The following is a 16609-nucleotide window of genomic DNA, read 5'->3' as shown; positions in this document are numbered from 1 at the left end:
GTGTCTCGGCGTGTTTACGGGCGGGAAAGCGAGCACGCTTGAAGACGGTGGTTCATCGGTCGACGAAGTCCTCATCGTCGCCGACCAGGATCTCAGCTCGACCATTTCTGGTGATGACAATGTAGTGATTCACGCCAGTACCGAAGAAGCCAGCGGGCTCGAAGAGGTCGCTAACGACCTCTCTGGCGCTGATGACGGATCATAAGCCAAACAGCAACTGAGCACCGCGCACGAAAACACAGAACGGTTCAAGCGAACCGAATCCATATTCGATGGCGGTGGCGGCTCATTCCTGCGTCCGAACAACGACGGTCCGGTGTTCAGCTTCGGGGTCGGGCGGTGAGTCTGCAGATGAAGGTCCTTCGGGGCATACTCAACAACGCCAACCGAAACGGACTCGAACAGACCGTTTATCGCATTCTCACAGGACCGAACGTGGCCGGAAGCTACGACGGCTCTCGGTTCATTGTCGGTCGCACTCCGGCGGGATCGTCCGGGTGGATCGCGCTCTGGGTCAAAAACGACAGAGTGGTGAAGGCCGAAGCGGGCGGGCGGGACAAACCGTCGACCGCTGCGCCACTACAGGACCCCATCACGCTGACGACGCCGGACGGCCGGGCGGTGAGGGTGGATCCTGCCGACGGTTCACTATCGGTCAACCAGTCGAAAGTCGAACACGTTGAAATCGATCAGGACGATCCCGTCGTACAGGCGGGCATGATCCTGACCGTGGTGTCACCCATCGACGGACTGGGCCCCACTGACGAGGCTGCAGCCGTTGGGATAGTGGGTAAGACAGTCGTCAAGAAAGCCGGTCCGTACGTCACTGCGGGTCTCGCCACCCTCGGTAGCATTCTTGCTTCCGGCAACGGCGAGACGACCAAACAGCGCGAGAGTGAGCAGAACGGGCAAGAGCAGAACAAGCAGAACGACCGGAAGAACCGACAAAAACGGAAGCAAAACGATCAGAAAGGCGATAGAGATGGGAGCGACCGACGCCAATTCTGTGGGAAACTGGCCCAGCGCTGTCCGCCCCCGGACGATCTACGTCCCGATGGCGGGCGTGAACAAGAAGCCGCTGCTGAATTACAACAACAGGGCATCCCTGAAGATACGATATACGATTGGAAACAACAGGGATACGACCTCCAACAGATGAGCGATGCCTTCGATACATATGACAAATACGTAAATGATGGTGGAGCCACACTATCTTCGGGAGAAAGTGATGCACAAGGGGAACTAGGCGAGATTCTTGCTATGTCTATAGCACAAAATGAACACTCAACCTCGAAAGGATACAGATACGAGCAAGGCGTCGAACTCAATCAAGGCGGGAGTGAGGGCGAAGTTGATCTAGTAGTGACCAACACAGATGGCGATGTCATAGCAACCGATCAGGTCAAGACCAGTCCAAGCAGAGCAGCAGCTAGAGAAGCACGACAACAGACAGAAAATATCAACGAAGCATTTGAACAAGGAAGTATTAAAAGAATATATGAGACTTCGGGCGATCTCAGTGTTAGTGATTTCAATGGCGGTGACTTTGATCAGCACACTATCGGCCCGCGTCCGCCAGAAGGATATAATAAGGCGTACGATGAAACATATGATCTCACAAGAGATGAACTTCAAGCGTTACGAGACGCAATCCAAGCAAACCAGCTCAAAAGCAGATAAGTAACCAGAATGGGGACGAGTTTACGCCTACAACTTGGCGAGAATAGGTACAGTGTGGACAAGAACATTGTCGACGCTTACTACGCAAATATGCTCGAAAAACTGCGTGGAGGAAATTACAGTGTGAGTGAATCAGATATTGTTACTCTCCAGCAAAAGGAAGTAGGCAAAGCAGAGAATTCGAAAGATGGAATAATGATATACGAGCAATATCTGTCTAGTGTGCATGATCATCCAGATACTGGAATGGGTGATGTGTTTGACCTCGATGCAGATCCACCAATAATCTATAACAGTGACATCAGGACACTCATCGAGCGACTCCGTGACAACAAGGAGATCATGAAACGAGAAGGCGACGCAGAACGATGGGAACACTATTTCGAGTTACAATTAATCGGCCTCTGTGAGTTCGCGCTGGAAAACGAGTATGGTGTTGTGCTGAGCGTGTGAATGTTGAGAATTGCCTCGAATCACGATGGACGATCCGAATCGTAGAAATAGTATTTTTGAGTGGAGAGCTACACAAGATCATAACAATCCTACACTATACAGATTCAAGATCGAAGACGACACGCGGCTCGCTCCGTCAAGCGGGGAAATTCGATCGGCACGTTTCTGAAACGGCGCATCAAACAGCGTCAAGGACAACAAATCACGACGCCCGCAGGCAGATGATGAGACAACCAATATCAGAGATGATATAGTTCAGCCGTGAAGAATCCAGTATTGCACCAAGAGTAGCGCTCAGGCCTCTCCGTACGTATCCGTCGTTGCACGAACCGCGTCGGGATAGTACGCGCTCAGAACGCGTCGCAGCGTCGCGATCACCTCCTGTGAACGCTCATCGCCCTCCGCCGCAGCGTCTTCCGCCCGCTCAACGGTCTCGCGTGGGAGGCTGATGGTCATGCTTCGATGGGTGAATTCCCCGTCAGCGTCGTCGGGCGTCTCACCATCCATCGCAGTCAGATCCAGTCCATCGATGGCGGCAAGTGCTTCGACAGCACTCCGTCGTTTTGCCGAATCGTCCGCCGAGAGCTCGATTTCGAGCGTCCGCCACTCCGCCGGGATTCCGTACGCCCGCATATCCACCCCGTACCGGCTGACGGCCATCCGAATCCGCGCCAGTTCCTGTTGGAGCACGCTGACGTCGCTGTCGTCCGCGGCCCGGGATCGTCCAGCGGCGACCCATCCGACGGCGAGCACCGCGACGATGCCACCGATGGCGAAGAGCCCGACGAGACCGCCGCTTCCGCCGCCGCCAGCGCCGGTGCCGTCATCGCTCGTTCCTGCTTCGCTCCCTGACCGATCGGTCGTTGCTCGCTGCCCAACGCTGCTTCCACTCGTCGTTTCAAGTATGGCCGTTGGTGGCCGTTCGGGAGACGCTACCGTTGTTTCACTCCCGAGAGTGTCCGTATTGTTGACCCGAACGCTCGTGACGAGAGGGACACCGCTCTCGTTCAAATACGGGGTGTCCATCCCGTATGATAGGTTCCGAAAGTCGAACTCCCCGTTTCTGTTCGTGTCACGATAGAGACTTACGTACAGCCGTTCGGATTCGTTGGGTCGATGTCGATCGAGGTTGCGACCTGGAACGTCGTAGAGTTCGATGGTGATGTTTCGGAACGTGCCGATCCGCACTCGCTTTGATTTGCCGATGATCGTCGCCGCGGATGGCGAGGAGACGTTGTAGCTGCTGTTGTGAACGACGATCCGGCTGTAGGTCGGAAGTCTGACCGAATCGACGGTGATCCGGTCGTTGATCGCCGTCTGGTTTTCGATCGTGACCGATGGACTCGTCGGTCGATCGTCGAACGCGTTGCCGACACCCGATCGCGGGAGTCGTTGGATCGTCGCGACCCCGCTGTCGGAGACGGGAGTTCCGTTGACGCCGAACGCGGTGTCGACGAAACCGTTCGCGCTCGCGTAATCGAAGTTCCGGTTCCCGTTGCCGTCCCGGTGTACGACGGCGGTGAGCGTCTGGTTCGTTTTGAGCAGTCGTCGAAACACGACCGTGACGTTCTCGTGGTTCCCAGCATCGAGAGACGACGAAACCCCGACGATGCTCGTGCCGGATTCGTTGCCGGTCGACCGATACGAGCGGTTGTGTATCGTCACGAAACCGGCCTCGGGGAGCGTGACCGAACGTATCCGTGCGGTCGTTCCGGTGGTGGTTTGATTGTCGAGCGTGACCGAGACGTTCGATGCGACACTATCGTTCTGATTCCCAGTGGCGACGCCAGTACCGTTTTGCTGGAACTGTCGAGCATCGCCGGTCGTGGCGTCCACATCGCCTACTGGATCGAGAGCGGGAAACGACACGATCCCGACGGAGAGACAGACGACGATTGCGACCAGCACGACTCGATTGTGACGTTCAAACATGGCAACTCATCAGGACATGGCGCACAGCCCCACCATTGAGCCATGGCCAGCAGCGTATTAATTCGTCAAATATGAACTGAGATATAATGGTTTCGGATCGTTCGGACGCCGTTAACCGCTCACCGACGGTTCGACGGTCGTGTTCGTTACCGTGGACGACGAGTTCACCGTCGTGGATTCGATGGATCGTCCGATCGTTTCCGTGTCGGATGGCTGATTGGCCGCCGCGTTCGTCGTGGCAGGTCCGGACGGGAGCGGTGTCTCATTGTCGGTCGTCGATGTCGAAGTGGGCGTTGTCGTTTCGGTCGGAGTCGGCGTCTCCTGCACAGGCACGACCACCCTCGCGGACTCGCTCACGGGCTCGCCGTTCGCGCCGAGAGCTGCCATATCTATCTCCTGACTGTACTGCCCGTCGCCGTCCGTGTCGTCGATGAGGACGACCGTGAGCGTCTGCACGGAGTCAAGTTGCGGATCGACATCGATCATGACGTTCTCGGTCGTACCTGTACCGAGTTTCGAGATACCGATCGGTGTATCGTCGATCTCGTCGAAACTACTGGCGTTGTAGATCGCCACGAACCCACCGTTCTCGTTGTCGACCGTCGCCGCCATCACTTCGACCGACGACCCGTTCTGTGACGGCTGATTGCGGAACGTGATACTGGGCTGCTCGTCGTCCGGTGTTCCCGGCGTCTCGGTCGGCGCTGGCATCGGAGTCGCAGTCGGTGTGGAAGTCGCAGTCTGTGTTGGCGTTGGTGTCGGAGTCGCAGTCGGTGTCGAGGTTGCGGTTGGCGTCGATGTCGAGGTTGGTGACGGTTCGGACGGTGACGTCTCGGGTTCGGTCGGTTCCGGAGTAGGTGTTTCCGTTTCGGTCGGATTCGGTGTCTCGGTCGCGGTCGCGGTCGGTTCCGACGTCGCGGTCGATCTCGCAGTCCGTTCTGGAATGTCGGTTGCCGTCGCGGTCTGTTCCGAAACGGCTGTCGCCGTCCTCGTTTCCGTTTCGGTCGGCGACGGCGTCGGGGTGGAATCAGTCGTGTCTGCCGTTTCCGTCGCGACCGTGTCGCTGCTGGGCGGGAGATCGACGCGGAGCGTGTAGGAATCACCCGACTCGAAGGTTCGTGTATCGGCTCCAATGAACTCCTGGAGCGGTTCGGTCTCGGGCGACCAGACCGGCCCGGGCTTGGTGTAGCTTGCGAGTGTCAGTTCGAGCGGCCCACAGCCCTCCGCAACGCTGAACGACACGTGTGCGATTCCGTCGTCGACTGCGATCTCCCGGCTCTCGACACACCGTGCGAGCGTCCGATTCGTCGTGAACTCACCCTCCGAACGGCGAGTGATGCCATCCGTGGCGCCGTGTGCGAAACGAATCAGGTTGCCGTTGGTGTAGGTACCCTCGGGCCCACGGAGGTTCTCGATCGGATCACCGCGCACGAAGTCGAGCTGATAGTACGTCGCGTTCGGCTCCGAACTCTCGCTCGTACGCTCGTCGCCGGACGGTGAAGTCGTTCGATCCGACTGCTGCAGCAACTGCTTGAGTCGACCGGCTGCCGCCTGCGAGCTCGCATTGCCACCGGTCGCGACCACGACCGTCGCCACGTGGTTCGCGACACCGGCGATCTCCATGCTGCTCGCCCTGATATCCGCGTCATCGACGGCGTCCACGAGTGAAGCGCTCAATTGCTTGCGATCGAACGCGCCGCTAAACGAGACGGCGAGTCTGAGGCGATCGTTCGTCCGATCGAGAACGCTGACGTTCTCGATACTCATGGGTTGCGTCTCGCTCGGCTGGCTTTCGGTGTCTCGGTGAGCCCCATCCTCGCCGGTCGTGGAAACGAACGCTCCCGCCCCAACGGTCGACAGGGCGAGTCCACCAACCACGAGCCATATCACGACTCTGTTGTTCATTGGTTCATTGCGTATCTATCGAATTAATAAATCTATCGTTACGCATCCTTGGATGTAGCGTAAAATCGATCAATCGTACGTTCTTGTAGTGCTATTGGAAAATCCTGGATCGGGCTGCTGTGTGGTATGGGACGTTCGTGTCGGATAAAGACCATAACGATTGGAGGTCGATGGCCTATGATTCGATCACAGCAGCTCCTACCGGCGAAAGAGGGCTGCTCACGCGTGGTCTTCGTCACCACCCGCCCGATTCGGCACGTCGTCGGCTGAATCGTTCGTAGGCGAAACGTCGCGGCGCAGGGCGAGGCTCTCGTCGAGCCGTCGGCGGACCGTCTCGCGGAGGGTGGTCGCCTCATTGGCATCGAAATCGACCGCACGTGCGCCACGGTCCGTGACCGACAGCGAGCCGGCGGTGTCGATGGCGACGCTCGCGAGCGATCGCCAGCGCTGGAACGGCGTCGCGGTCTGGATCACCGTCTGGACACGGTAGGCGGGCACGACGGCGATCGTGCGCCGCCAGAACCCGTTTCGCGTCAGGACGTGTTCCGCTCCGACGTCGTAGCCACGATTGCACCACTTGTAGTGGGCGGCGAACGGGACGACGGCGAGCGCGACCAGTGGGACGTACCAGAATTCGAGGATCGTGCCCCAGTTGCCGCCGAGCGGACGACCGACGGCCGTCGCGAGGCCGGTATCCAGCGCGTACAGCACGCCCGTGACGAGAGCGATCACGAGCGCGTAGCGGACGGCGTAGCGCCGACGTGCTCTGGACGGTGGATGGGAGAACGCCGGCTCGTCGAAGGCGAACCCGTCGATCGAGCGTGCGAAGTCGAGCACGCGCCCGCGTTCGGCCAGCGGGATTGCAGCCTCCGAGCCGCCCGACGGCCCCTCGCCGGGCGTGTAACCGGCAGTCTCGACGGCGAGCGAGCCGTAGCCGAGCCGGCGCATCAGAACGTTCTCCCGGACGTCGATCTGCTGGATCTTGTCGATCGGGATCGAGCCGTCGTAGCGCGAGAGCAGGCCGCGCTCGTAGCGGAGTTCGTCCCCGAAGCGAGTGAGGCGGAACTCGTAGTAGCGTGCAGCGGTCACGGCAGCCGTGCCGACCCAGGAGACGACCGCGAGCGCCGCCCCGCGTGGCCCGACGCCGAACGCACCGCTCTCGGCGAGCAGTTCGGGGATCGAAATACCGAGAGTAGGGACGGCGAAGAAGAGCACCGGCAGGAGTGCCCGGAGATCCGGTGCGACCAGTCCCAGCAGGACGAGATTTCGGTGTGTGAGCGCGAACAGCAGTTCGCCCTGGCTCTCGTTCTCGTCCTCGTCGGCGATCGTCGGTTCGTCGCTCGCGCCGCGCTTGCGCCGTCGGATATCGCGCTGGAGGCGTTTGGCCTCCTCGTAGCTCACGTAGCGGAGGTCGGCTTCCGTCTCGCCGCCGCCGGCGGTCTCGATGCCGACGGCCGCGATCGAGAGCGCACGCTGGACGATCCCCCGCGAGATATCGACGTTCTGTATCCGCCTGATCGGGATCTCGCGCTCGCGCCGCGAGAGCACGCCCGATCCGATGTCGAGCGTGTCGGCCGTGAGTTCGTACTCGAAGCGACGGTAGTAGAGGAACTCGTAGCCCACGCCGGCGAGGAAGCCACCGATCGTCGCCGCGACGGTGAGGGCGAACCAGCTAGGTACCGCCGCCACCGTCGTCGTCACGACCGTGACGGCGAAGAAACCGAACGAGCCGAGCTGGACGCCGCGTGGCAGCGCCCGGAAGACCAGCGAGAGCTGGTGGAGTTTCACACCGCGTCCTCCGGCTCGCCCGGCTCGCTCTCGATGGCAAGCCGGCGCAGTCGCTCCCGGATGGCGTCGGCACGCTCGGGCGCGAGTCCTGGAATGGTGATGTCGGCACCGCGCGAGCCGGCGGTGTAGACGACGACGCTCGACAGGCCGGCGAGACGCTCGATCGGTCCCCGCTGGGTATCGACGTGCTGGACGCGGACGAACGGCACCACCGACGTCACGCGGGTGAGGACACCCCGTTCGAGCGTGACGGCGTCGTCCTCGATCGCGAACCGCCAGATCCGATAGCGGGCGAGCTCGTAGCCCGCTCCGAGAACCGCGAGGACGACGAACGCGGCGGGCACGATCCAGAGGCTGCTGTCGAAGAAAAAGCGTCCGGCTGCGCCCACGAGCGCGCTGCCCACTAAGCCACCGACGAGCGCACTCGCGAGCCAGACGATCCTGACGCGCGAATCGAGCCGCTCCATGCGACGAACACCGGCCCCTCCCCACATAAACCGCCGCCTCCCGCGGGCGGTGTCGATCCCGCCCGTCGAATCGACGGAACGTTATCGGTGGATTTGTCCGTGCGTAGCGGCTACGTCGGGCGATACGATGCAACGAACGAGCGACCCCGAGATCGCCGGTGCCGGCTCGACGCACGACGGACTGCGGGCGGCCGTCGACGACAACCGTGATCCGAACTACGACGTCGACCCGCTGTTGGTCAACCGCTGGTCGCCGCGGACGATGACCGGCGAGCAACTGGACGAGGACGAACTGCTCGCGCTGTTCGAGGCCGCGCGCTGGGCACCCTCCTCGTACAACAACCAGCACTGGCGGTTCGTCTACGCGACACCCGACGACGATCGCTGGGAGGCGTTCACCGAGCTGCTCGCCGAGGGCAACCGTCAGTGGGCGAGCGACGCCGCGGCGCTCGTGGTCGTGCTCTCGAAGACGACCTTCGACCACAACGGCGAGCACGCGCCGACCCACTCGTTCGACGCCGGCGCGGCGTGGGAGAACCTCGCCCTGGAGGGTGCGCGCCGTGGGCTCGTCGTCCACGGGATGCAGGGGTTCGATTACGACGGCGCACGCGAACTGTTCTCCCTCACCGACGAATACGCCGTCGAGGCGATGGCCGCCGTCGGCGTCCACGACGAGAGCAGTGCACCCGACGACGAGCAGCCGAACCAGCGCAAGCCGCTCGACGAGATCGTCTTCGCTGGCGAGTTCACGCCGAACTGAGCTACTCTTCGCGGCCCGGGATCCCGCGCTCGGTCATCGCACCCGCGTCGAGGACCTCCGCAGCTTCGCCCTCGTCGAGATAGCCTTCGTCGACGACGACCTCGCGGACGGTCTTCTCCTGCTTCAGAGCCTCTTTGGCGACCGTGCTCGCGTCGTCGTAGCCGATGTGGGCGTTGAGGGCGGTGGCGAGCGCCATGCTGCGCTCGACCTGCTCCTCGCAGCGCTCGCGGTTGGCTTCGAGGTTGTCGACGAACTTCTCGGCGAACGCCTCGCTCGCGTTCGCGAGCAGTTCGATCGACTGGAGCGTGTTGTAGGCGATGACGGGTTTGTAGAGGTTGAGGTCGATCTGGCCGTTCTCCGCGCCGGTGGCGACGGCGGCGTCGTTGCCGACGACCTGGACGTGAGTCTGATTGACTGCCTCGGCGACGACGGGGTTGATCTTCCCCGGCATGATCGACGAGCCCGGCTGGTTCTCGGGCTGGTCGATCTCGCCGATGCCGTTCCGGGGACCCGAGGCCAGCAGTCTGAGATCGTTGGCGATCTTGTGCATCGAGCCGGAGACGGTACGCAGCGCGCTGTGGGTCTCGGCCATCGCGTCGTGGGCGGCCTGGGCCTCGAAGTGGTCGGTCGCCTCCTCGAAAGGGAGTCCCGTCTCGCTGGAGATGTAGTCGGCGGCGAGTTCGGGGAACTCCGGATGCGTGTTCAATCCTGTGCCTACCGCCGTGCCGCCGAGGGCGAGCTCGGAGAGGTTTCTGGTCGTGCGACTCACCCGCGAGATGCCCTTGTCGATCTGGGTGCGGTAGCCGCCGAACTCCTGGCCCAGTCTGACCGGCGTCGCGTCCTGAAGATGTGTGCGTCCGGTCTTCACCACCGTGTCGAACTCGGCTTCCTTCTCGCCGAGGGACGCCCGGAGGGTTTCGAGCGCGGGCACGAGGTCGCGCTGGATCGCTTCGAGCGTGGCGACGTGCATCGCGGTCGGGATCACGTCGTTCGAGGACTGGCCGAAGTTCACGTCGTCGTTCGGGTGCACAGTATTGGAACCGACCTCGGCTCCCTGAATCTCGCTCGCGCGGTTGGCGATGACCTCGTTGGCGTTCATGTTCGTCGAGGTGCCCGACCCGGTCTGGAAGACATCGACAGGGAACTGGCTGTCGTGCTCGCCGTTGATGACCTCGTCGGCAGCGTCGATGATGGCGTCGGCAGTGTCCTCGTCGACGAGGCCGAGCTCGCGGTTGGCCTGGGCGGCGGCCTTTTTCACCGTGCCGAGCGCGCGGATGAACCGTCGGTCGAAGGTGATGCCCGAGATAGGGAAGTTCTCGACGGCGCGCTGGGTCTGTGCGCCCCAGTAGGCCTCCGCCGGGACCGCCATCTCGCCGAGGCTATCGGATTCCGTTCTGTAATCATCGCTCATGTACGTCCGCTTCGCGCCGGGGTGGATAAAACTCACGGGAACCGGCGGCACTCTCACTCCTCGGCGGCGTACTCCTCCGGCGTGTAGGTCGTCAGTTCGAGCGCGTGGATATCGGTCGTCATGTGGTCGCCGAGGGCGTCGTAGACGCGCTCGTGCTGGTCCAAGACGCTCTCGTCCTCGAAGGCTGGCGCGACGACCACCGCGGCGAGATGGTCGTCCTCAACCCCACGTGGTCGGGTGACGGTCGCCTCGGCGTTCTCGATGTCGTCCTCGATGAGTCGCTCGACGTCAGCCGTGTCCATACCCGAGGGGAGTGCGGCCGCGGTAAAACCCTCACGTCCAGCGATCGAGTCCCGACTGGACGACGCTCTCCTGAATGCGCTCGAACCCGCGCTCGACCTCGCTTGCGGGGATCTCCCACTCGTCGGTGACGTACGTACGGGCGGCGTCGAGATCCGGCTCGATTGCGGGATCGAAGTCGGTGTCGGTGACGTCCGGGTTCAGAAAGAGCTCGCGGACGAGGTCGGCGTTCTCGATGTAGGCGTCCTCCGCTTCGAGCGCCGCCCAGAGATCACCGTGCTCGCCGACGAGTTTTACCGCGGTCTTCGGCCCGACGCCCGACACGCCGTCGTTGAAGTCCGTCCCGCAGAGAATACCGACGTCGACGAGCTGTTCCCACGTGAGGTCGTGCTCGTCGAGGGTGGCGTCGAGCGCCATACATTCGGGATCGCCCTTGCTGGTGAGGTCGCGGAGCGTGTGCGGCGCGCCGAACAGCAGTGTGTCGTAGTCCTCGCTGCCGGCGTAATCGACAGTCCCAGTGCGGGCCATGTGGGCGGCCTGCGCCTCGCCCTCGGCCGGCGCTTCCACGATCGGGACATCGAGGAGGCCGAGGAGTTCGCGCGTCGTCTCGTGGATCGTCTCCGTCAGGCGCTGGGTGCGCGATTCGAGCCGGGCGGCCTCGACGGCGTCGCCCGCCTCGCGCGCTTCCTTGGCTCGTTTTTCGGCTTTCTCCTTTTGCTCGCGTCGCTGCTCGATCTCGTCGGTCTTCAGCTCGGTGACGCCGCCGTCGAAGACCATCACCGGGGTGATGTCGTGCTCGAAGAACTTGGGCAGTCCCTGGACGACGCCGACCAGGTTCGCGACCTCCTCGCCCGCGGCGGTCGTGTAGACCGCGTCGCTGGTCCACTTGACAGTGGTGGTGAGATATCGATAGAGCCAGTTGTGCGCGTCGATCGCCACCGTCGCGCCGGCGAGTTCGGAGAACTCGATCGGCTCGATGGCCGCGAGCTGGCGGAGGTCTGCGTTTCCCATTGCCAGCCGTAGGCGAGAGCAGCGCTTGAATCCCCCGACTACCGGCGTTCTCTCAGGACATGCCAGCGAGCACGAAAACCGCTATCCAGCGCTTCGATACCCCGTGTCGAACAGAGAGACGATCCACGCGACGGCACCGACGGCGAGAGTGGCCGAACCCACACCCACGAGATAGTTGCCGGACGGCAGCGCACGCATCGCAACACCGATCGAGATGATCGCGATGATCCCGAGCAACCCACCGAGCAGCGCGCGACGGAGCGAGCCGAGCAACCCCTCAGTTCCCGACGGATTCGGCAACATTTCGTTTCGCTGCGTTCGATCGGAACATACGTCTTTCCCTGCTAATCGTAGAATCCTCGGCTGGATTTGGTTGCAGTTGGCGCGCGCTCACGCTCGTGTGCGAACAGTGCGAGGCACGAACGTAGTGAATGCCTCGATGCGAACGGGAAGGAACGACCCGTGAGCGAAGTGAGCACCGAGCGCGGATCGGCGTGCGAGGTCTGTACGAGCGCAGTGAGTGCAGGCTCGTCAGAGCCCCGCTCTGACGGTGGATGAGCGATGCGAACGAAGTGAGCAGAGCGAATCGGTTGGGGAGGTATGTGGGCGTATGGGGCAGTTTCGATCTCTCGTTTGAGTTAGGATTCGTTCGGATGAAGTCGTTACAGCTTCTGCTGAACGTGGCACAATCAGATCATCTCTGGTCAGAAATGAGCGATCATTCCGGCGCAGCGATCACCGACGGCGGGTCGGTATCGTTTCGCGCGTCCAGAAATTCCTCCTCGCCCTCGGTGAGGTCGCGCTCGCGATAGACGTCGAGACCGGACTGGTAGGTCGCCCGCGAGCGATCGCCGGGGCGTTCGAGGACGAGTTCGGCGAGACCGGTCTCCCGACCCGTGTAGCCGAAGCCTGCTTTGTGGAGCGCTTCGTAGGCGAAGGGGTTGTTGACCGCGATCCGGAGGCGGTCGTAGCCGCGGTCGCGGGCGCGCTCGGCGGTGAAGGTCGCGAGGCGCGGGCCGAGCCCATCGCCGCGGCGGTCGGCACGCACAGTGATATAGCGAAACCAGAGCGTGTCGGGGTCGGTGCGATCCTCGTTGAATGCGATCGCCGCAATGATCTCGTCGTCCCACTTGCCGTCGGTCCCGTCGCGCGCGTCGCGGACGACGGCCTTGCCGGTCGAGGACATGACGAACTTCCCGGCGTAGGCGAACTCGCGGTAGTCGAGCCGAAGCGTCGGCTCGTCGGCCGGCCAGCCGTCAACCGCGTATTCCATGCCCGGGTTCGACGGCGAATCGGCATAGGCCCTGCGCCGGACGATTTAAGCGCCGGCCGGTGCGAGAGGGAGCCATGCACGCGCCGGGGGATGTCGCGCTCTTCGAGCGGGTCGCGCGCTACTACGAGCGATTTTCGCCCGCGACCAACGAGCGCGCGCTCCGGGCGGGGCTCGCCCTCGCGGACCGGGAGATCGACCGGGCCCTCGACGTCGGCGGCGGGACTGGACGCGCAGCACGTGTTCTCGACAGCCCCGAACGGGTCGTCATCGACGCTGCGGGGGAGATGCTTGCCGAGGCGCGACGGGTCGGGCTCGATTGCGTCCGCGGTGACGGGGCGACGCTGCCGGTCGCCGACGACAGCGTGGACGCGGTCGTCATCGTCGACGCGCTCCACCACATCGGCGACCGGGCCGGTGCGCTCGCCGAGGTCGAACGGGTGCTCCGACCCGGCGGCGTGGTCGTCTGCCGGGAGTTCAACCGTGCGACCGTCCGCGGCCAGGCGCTGGCCGCCGGCGAGCACATCGTCGGGTTCGACTCGGAGTTCTTCACGCCCGAGGAGCTCGCCAGGGCGGTCGAGCGCACGGGACTCGACGCAGCGATTCCGGATCGCGGGTTCGGGTTCACCGTCGCGGGCGTCAAGCGGTGAAAGCGAGCCCTACATACCGCGCGCAGCCCGAGGCAGGCGCATGAGCACCGCCGCATCGCTGCGGACGCGTGTCGACGCCTCGCCGCGAACGCTCGCCATCGCTTTCGGCGATATCGCGCTCGTGTTCCTGTTCGTCAGTATCGGCGAACTCCAGCACGGCTACAATCTCCTCGCCCAGCCGGGGCGAATCGTCGGAACCGCGCTCCCCTTCCTCATCGGCTGGGCGATCGCGTCCGTCCTCGCCGGCGTGTACGCGCCACGGATCTACCGATCGCTGCGTAGCGGTGTCGTCCGGACCGCGCTCGCGTGGATCGGCGCGGTACTCGTCGGACAGGCACTGCGTTCCACGGCGACGTTCCACGGCGACTTCGCGGTGACGTTCATGTTCGTCTCGCTCGGCGTCGGGCTCGTGTTGCTGGTCCCGTGGCGAGCCGCTGTCGGCTATCTCAGCCGCTGAGAAGCGTTTCTTCCGTCGATGACTTGCCATCGTGGGCGATCTCGTGGCCTCATAACTTACAGATGTAGTATTGGTAAATAGCTGCGTTCGTATCTCTCGCTCACACCCCACCTATGGGAAACACTTATGTGGGTCCCTGTCCTACAATGATGTATAATGACTCAGTACTACGATCTCTTGCTCGGGCTCATCCCGCTTGCACTGGGTGGGATCACCGCCGTTCTCGCCGCCGTCGGCGTCTCATTCACGCTCGCCGTGCCGATCGCCGCAAGCGTCGCCGTCGCGCTCATCGGCCACGGCATGTTCGTTCGGGCACCCGGCGCGTCGGCCGCACCGCAGTCCGGTTCACCGGCCGTCAACGCCACCCCCGACAGCCAGATCAACTCCGCCGACTGAACCCGTCTTCTCTCCCGTTCTCACGAGCCACCAGCCATAAGCACTCGCCGCGCGTTGCCGAGATATGGCCGACGACACCGACGGAACCCTGTTTCTGACGAGCGAGGAGTGTGCCGGGCTCGCGACGCCAGCGGAGTACGTCGCCGCGGTGCGCGAGGGCTACCGCCAGCGCGGCGAGGGCGCACCAGCGGCGCTGCGCACGAAGCTCATGAACGAGGAGCCACCGGGGATGTTCACCGGTTACAGCGCCATCCTTCCCGAGACGGGCGCGATGGGTGGTTACATGTACGCGGCGGGGTTCGGCCGGCAGGACGCCCAGTTCGCGCTCCCGCTGTTCGACGCGGAATCGGGCGCGCTGCTCGCGCTGCTCGACGGCGCGAGCTTCAACCCGTTCAAGACGGGCGCGGCCGGGGCGACCGGCGTCGATGCGCTCGCGCGCGAGGACGCCACGACGCTCGCGGTCATCGGCAGCGGCGCGCAGGCGCGTGGGCAGCTCCGAGCGACCGCCACGGTCCGCGAGTTCGAGACGGTCAGTATCTACTCGCCGACCACCGACCATCGCGAGTCCTTCGCCGCATCGATGAACAAGGAGCTCTCGGCGAGCGTCGCGGCCGTCGCCTCCAGCGCCGCCGCCGTCGAGGACGCGGACGTGGTCATCACCGCGACGAACAGTTCCGAGCCGGTCTTCGACGGCGACGTGCTCGAAGACGGTGCGCACGTCACCGCGATGGGACAGTACGACGACGTGAAACACGAGCTCGACGCGACGACGATCGAACGCGCGAAATACGTCCTCGACCTGCGCGAGCGCGTCATGGACGACGCCGGCTCGTTCATCAACGCCGTCGAGGAGGGCGTCGTGAGCGAGGACGACGTTCACGGCGAGCTCGGCGAGGTCGTCGCCGGCGAGGTGCCGGGTCGCGAATCGGACGACGAGATCACCGTCTTCGATTCGGGCGGGACGGGCATCGAAACCGTGGCGGCCGCGTACATGCTCTACGAGAAGGCCCGCGAGCAGGATCTGGGTACTGAACTCGAATTCGCCCTGGCGAGCGAGGCACTCACCGGCGAGTGAGAATTGTATGAAATAATCTACATATCCTCTAAAAATTCAACTACTTGCCCTAATACTTCTTTGCGAGCTCGGTTCATCAACTGTTCCTGAGTCTTATCCGGCAAATCTTCGAAACAAATGTCAACATCTTCAGAGTCGCTTTTCGAACGCACCGGAGGGATCGTCCAATCTTTCGGAACAACGATATCGTAATTTTTTGCGGGAATATTATATGTAATTTTGATTTCCTCGCCATCACCAGTCGGGAAGGACAGCCCATCTTCGTTGAGAGAATCTTTCTCTAAGACAGTTACCCCCTCAGGAGTACCTTGCTCATCTCGATATGCCCTCAAATTCTCAGGATGTTTTTTGGATACTTCATATAATTCATCCCTACGTTTTTCAGCGGATTTCAATTCGGATAATAGCTCCGATTCTTCAGGGTTTTCTGGAATATCAAGCCGTTCCGTAGCTGGCTTTAGCAATCTAGCCATATCAACTGCAAGCATATACTCATCGTAATCATCTATCCGTGATTCAAATAAGCGAGTATTATTTTCATTTTTCTGATTTGTAGAACTTATTTGATTCCCATTCTTGGTATCACTACTATCAGCGTAGCCGGTCAATTTTTCCCGCTGTTCGGTTGTCAACTCCATCTGTTCAAACAAAATCTTGACGAGATATTGCCTCTGGTCACTCGACAATGCAGATATTTCGTCGTTTTCCGATGTTGGTAGATCATCTAGGGATTCAACTGGCTCGACGCCAGATTGATTAGTGTATATCAGATCAAGGTTCAGTAATATGTAAAATACTTCTTCTGCTATCCTGTCCTCACCGCCATATCCGAGATTGAGTAGTATATCTTCAGCAAGATCTGGTACTTGATACGTAATAACCGCCCCATCATATCCTTCACGAAGATAATAACCGGTTTTAGAATTTGACTCTGCGTATTCATGAAGTATTGCCATATATTGATTTCACATATTGGTGTGTAATATGGTTTTCTGATTTCTCTTTCGTAGAATGATCTCTAAAGTGGTCACGGGGAAAGAGACTAATCACCAGC

Annotated in this window: 17 protein-coding genes; 7 read left to right on the top strand and 10 right to left on the bottom strand. The window is 61.7% G+C overall.

Annotated elements, in window-relative coordinates:
* Positions 1 to 339 precede the first annotated feature (339 nt).
* Both MUK72_RS06940 and MUK72_RS06935 read left to right on the top strand, forming a co-directional pair.
* A complete protein-coding gene (locus MUK72_RS06940; protein ID WP_244705134.1) occupies positions 340 to 1680 on the top strand; it encodes a hypothetical protein in 1341 nt (446 codons plus the stop codon).
* Positions 1681 to 1803: 123 nt separating this feature from the next.
* Positions 1804 to 2133 (top strand): hypothetical protein, encoded by a 330-nt coding sequence (locus MUK72_RS06935; protein ID WP_244705132.1) that lies wholly within the window; start codon positions 1804 to 1806, stop codon positions 2131 to 2133.
* 294 nt (positions 2134 to 2427) lie between these two features.
* Here the strand turns inward: MUK72_RS06935 and MUK72_RS06930 are convergent, their stop codons facing one another.
* From MUK72_RS06930 to MUK72_RS06915, 4 genes are all read right to left on the bottom strand, one after another.
* Complete coding sequence (locus tag MUK72_RS06930; RefSeq protein ID WP_244705130.1) at positions 2428 to 4065, bottom strand: DUF7282 domain-containing protein; 1638 nt, start codon at positions 4063 to 4065, stop codon at positions 2428 to 2430.
* 111 nt (positions 4066 to 4176) lie between these two features.
* Entirely contained in the window at positions 4177 to 5970 is a 1794-nt protein-coding gene (locus MUK72_RS06925) for a DUF7282 domain-containing protein (protein WP_244705127.1), read from the bottom strand.
* Positions 5971 to 6189: 219 nt separating this feature from the next.
* Entirely contained in the window at positions 6190 to 7758 is a 1569-nt protein-coding gene (locus tag MUK72_RS06920; protein WP_244705125.1) for a PH domain-containing protein, read from the bottom strand.
* Positions 7755 to 8225: a PH domain-containing protein gene (locus MUK72_RS06915; protein ID WP_244705123.1), complete on the bottom strand. Its 471-nt coding sequence runs from the start codon at positions 8223 to 8225 to the stop codon at positions 7755 to 7757. Before MUK72_RS06915 ends, MUK72_RS06920 begins: the two co-directional genes overlap by 4 nt.
* Positions 8226 to 8352: 127 nt before the next feature.
* Here MUK72_RS06915 and MUK72_RS06910 point away from each other — a divergent pair, with 127 nt between their 5' ends.
* Positions 8353 to 8985 (top strand): nitroreductase family protein, encoded by a 633-nt coding sequence (locus MUK72_RS06910; protein WP_244705121.1) that lies wholly within the window; start codon positions 8353 to 8355, stop codon positions 8983 to 8985.
* Between the two features lies 1 nt (position 8986).
* Here the strand turns inward: MUK72_RS06910 and MUK72_RS06905 are convergent, their stop codons facing one another.
* The 5 genes from MUK72_RS06905 to MUK72_RS06885 all read right to left on the bottom strand — a co-directional run bounded on the left by MUK72_RS06905 (position 8987) and on the right by MUK72_RS06885 (position 12980).
* On the bottom strand, positions 8987 to 10396 hold the full coding sequence (locus tag MUK72_RS06905) for a class II fumarate hydratase (protein WP_244705119.1): 1410 nt from the start codon (positions 10394 to 10396) through the stop codon (positions 8987 to 8989).
* 53 nt (positions 10397 to 10449) lie between these two features.
* Complete coding sequence (locus tag MUK72_RS06900) at positions 10450 to 10698, bottom strand: BolA/IbaG family iron-sulfur metabolism protein (RefSeq protein ID WP_244705117.1); 249 nt, start codon at positions 10696 to 10698, stop codon at positions 10450 to 10452.
* A gap of 31 nt (positions 10699 to 10729) precedes the next feature.
* Positions 10730 to 11707, bottom strand: coding sequence for a flap endonuclease-1 (gene fen / locus MUK72_RS06895; protein ID WP_244705115.1), 978 nt, complete (start codon positions 11705 to 11707; stop codon positions 10730 to 10732).
* Between the two features lie 81 nt (positions 11708 to 11788).
* A complete protein-coding gene (locus MUK72_RS06890; RefSeq protein WP_244705113.1) occupies positions 11789 to 12010 on the bottom strand; it encodes a hypothetical protein in 222 nt (73 codons plus the stop codon).
* A gap of 415 nt (positions 12011 to 12425) precedes the next feature.
* Entirely contained in the window at positions 12426 to 12980 is a 555-nt protein-coding gene (locus MUK72_RS06885) for a GNAT family N-acetyltransferase (protein WP_244705111.1), read from the bottom strand.
* 74 nt (positions 12981 to 13054) lie between these two features.
* Here MUK72_RS06885 and MUK72_RS06880 point away from each other — a divergent pair, with 74 nt between their 5' ends.
* From MUK72_RS06880 to MUK72_RS06865, 4 genes are all read left to right on the top strand, one after another.
* Positions 13055 to 13627: a class I SAM-dependent methyltransferase gene (locus MUK72_RS06880; protein ID WP_244705109.1), complete on the top strand. Its 573-nt coding sequence runs from the start codon at positions 13055 to 13057 to the stop codon at positions 13625 to 13627.
* A 40-nt stretch (positions 13628 to 13667) separates the two neighbouring features.
* Positions 13668 to 14084 (top strand): DUF3054 domain-containing protein, encoded by a 417-nt coding sequence (locus MUK72_RS06875; RefSeq protein ID WP_244705107.1) that lies wholly within the window; start codon positions 13668 to 13670, stop codon positions 14082 to 14084.
* A 156-nt stretch (positions 14085 to 14240) separates the two neighbouring features.
* Complete coding sequence (locus MUK72_RS06870; protein ID WP_004053316.1) at positions 14241 to 14480, top strand: DUF8015 family protein; 240 nt, start codon at positions 14241 to 14243, stop codon at positions 14478 to 14480.
* Between the two features lie 64 nt (positions 14481 to 14544).
* A complete protein-coding gene (locus tag MUK72_RS06865) occupies positions 14545 to 15555 on the top strand; it encodes an ornithine cyclodeaminase family protein (RefSeq protein ID WP_244705105.1) in 1011 nt (336 codons plus the stop codon).
* A 17-nt stretch (positions 15556 to 15572) separates the two neighbouring features.
* Here the strand turns inward: MUK72_RS06865 and MUK72_RS06860 are convergent, their stop codons facing one another.
* Positions 15573 to 16511: a hypothetical protein gene (locus MUK72_RS06860; RefSeq protein ID WP_244705103.1), complete on the bottom strand. Its 939-nt coding sequence runs from the start codon at positions 16509 to 16511 to the stop codon at positions 15573 to 15575.
* Between the last annotated feature and the right edge of the window lie 98 nt (positions 16512 to 16609).

It is taken from the genome of Halococcus dombrowskii, assembly GCF_022870485.1.
GTDB lineage: Archaea > Halobacteriota > Halobacteria > Halobacteriales > Halococcaceae > Halococcus > Halococcus morrhuae.
Note: the sequence above shows the minus strand (reverse complement) of the source record. Positions and strands in the feature narration are given on the sequence as shown.

Bases quoted from the DNA above. Each gene is read 5' to 3' on its own strand.
- MUK72_RS06915 (WP_244705123.1), bottom strand. From the start codon at position 8,225: ATGGAGCGGCTCGATTCGCGCGTCAGGATCGTCTGGCTCGCGAGTGCG.
- fen (WP_244705115.1), bottom strand. From the start codon at position 11,707: ATGGGAAACGCAGACCTCCGCCAGCTCGCGGCCATCGAGCCGATCGAG.
- MUK72_RS06865 (WP_244705105.1), top strand. From the start codon at position 14,545: ATGGCCGACGACACCGACGGAACCCTGTTTCTGACGAGCGAGGAGTGT.
- MUK72_RS06875 (WP_244705107.1), top strand. From the start codon at position 13,668: ATGAGCACCGCCGCATCGCTGCGGACGCGTGTCGACGCCTCGCCGCGA.
- MUK72_RS06860 (WP_244705103.1), bottom strand. From the start codon at position 16,511: ATGGCAATACTTCATGAATACGCAGAGTCAAATTCTAAAACCGGTTAT.
- MUK72_RS06905 (WP_244705119.1), bottom strand. From the start codon at position 10,396: ATGAGCGATGATTACAGAACGGAATCCGATAGCCTCGGCGAGATGGCG.
- MUK72_RS06900 (WP_244705117.1), bottom strand. From the start codon at position 10,698: ATGGACACGGCTGACGTCGAGCGACTCATCGAGGACGACATCGAGAAC.
- MUK72_RS06930 (WP_244705130.1), bottom strand. From the start codon at position 4,065: ATGTTTGAACGTCACAATCGAGTCGTGCTGGTCGCAATCGTCGTCTGT.
- MUK72_RS06910 (WP_244705121.1), top strand. From the start codon at position 8,353: ATGCAACGAACGAGCGACCCCGAGATCGCCGGTGCCGGCTCGACGCAC.
- MUK72_RS06870 (WP_004053316.1), top strand. From the start codon at position 14,241: ATGACTCAGTACTACGATCTCTTGCTCGGGCTCATCCCGCTTGCACTG.
- MUK72_RS06925 (WP_244705127.1), bottom strand. From the start codon at position 5,970: ATGAACAACAGAGTCGTGATATGGCTCGTGGTTGGTGGACTCGCCCTG.
- MUK72_RS06880 (WP_244705109.1), top strand. From the start codon at position 13,055: ATGCACGCGCCGGGGGATGTCGCGCTCTTCGAGCGGGTCGCGCGCTAC.
- MUK72_RS06885 (WP_244705111.1), bottom strand. From the start codon at position 12,980: ATGGAATACGCGGTTGACGGCTGGCCGGCCGACGAGCCGACGCTTCGG.
- MUK72_RS06890 (WP_244705113.1), bottom strand. From the start codon at position 12,010: ATGTTGCCGAATCCGTCGGGAACTGAGGGGTTGCTCGGCTCGCTCCGT.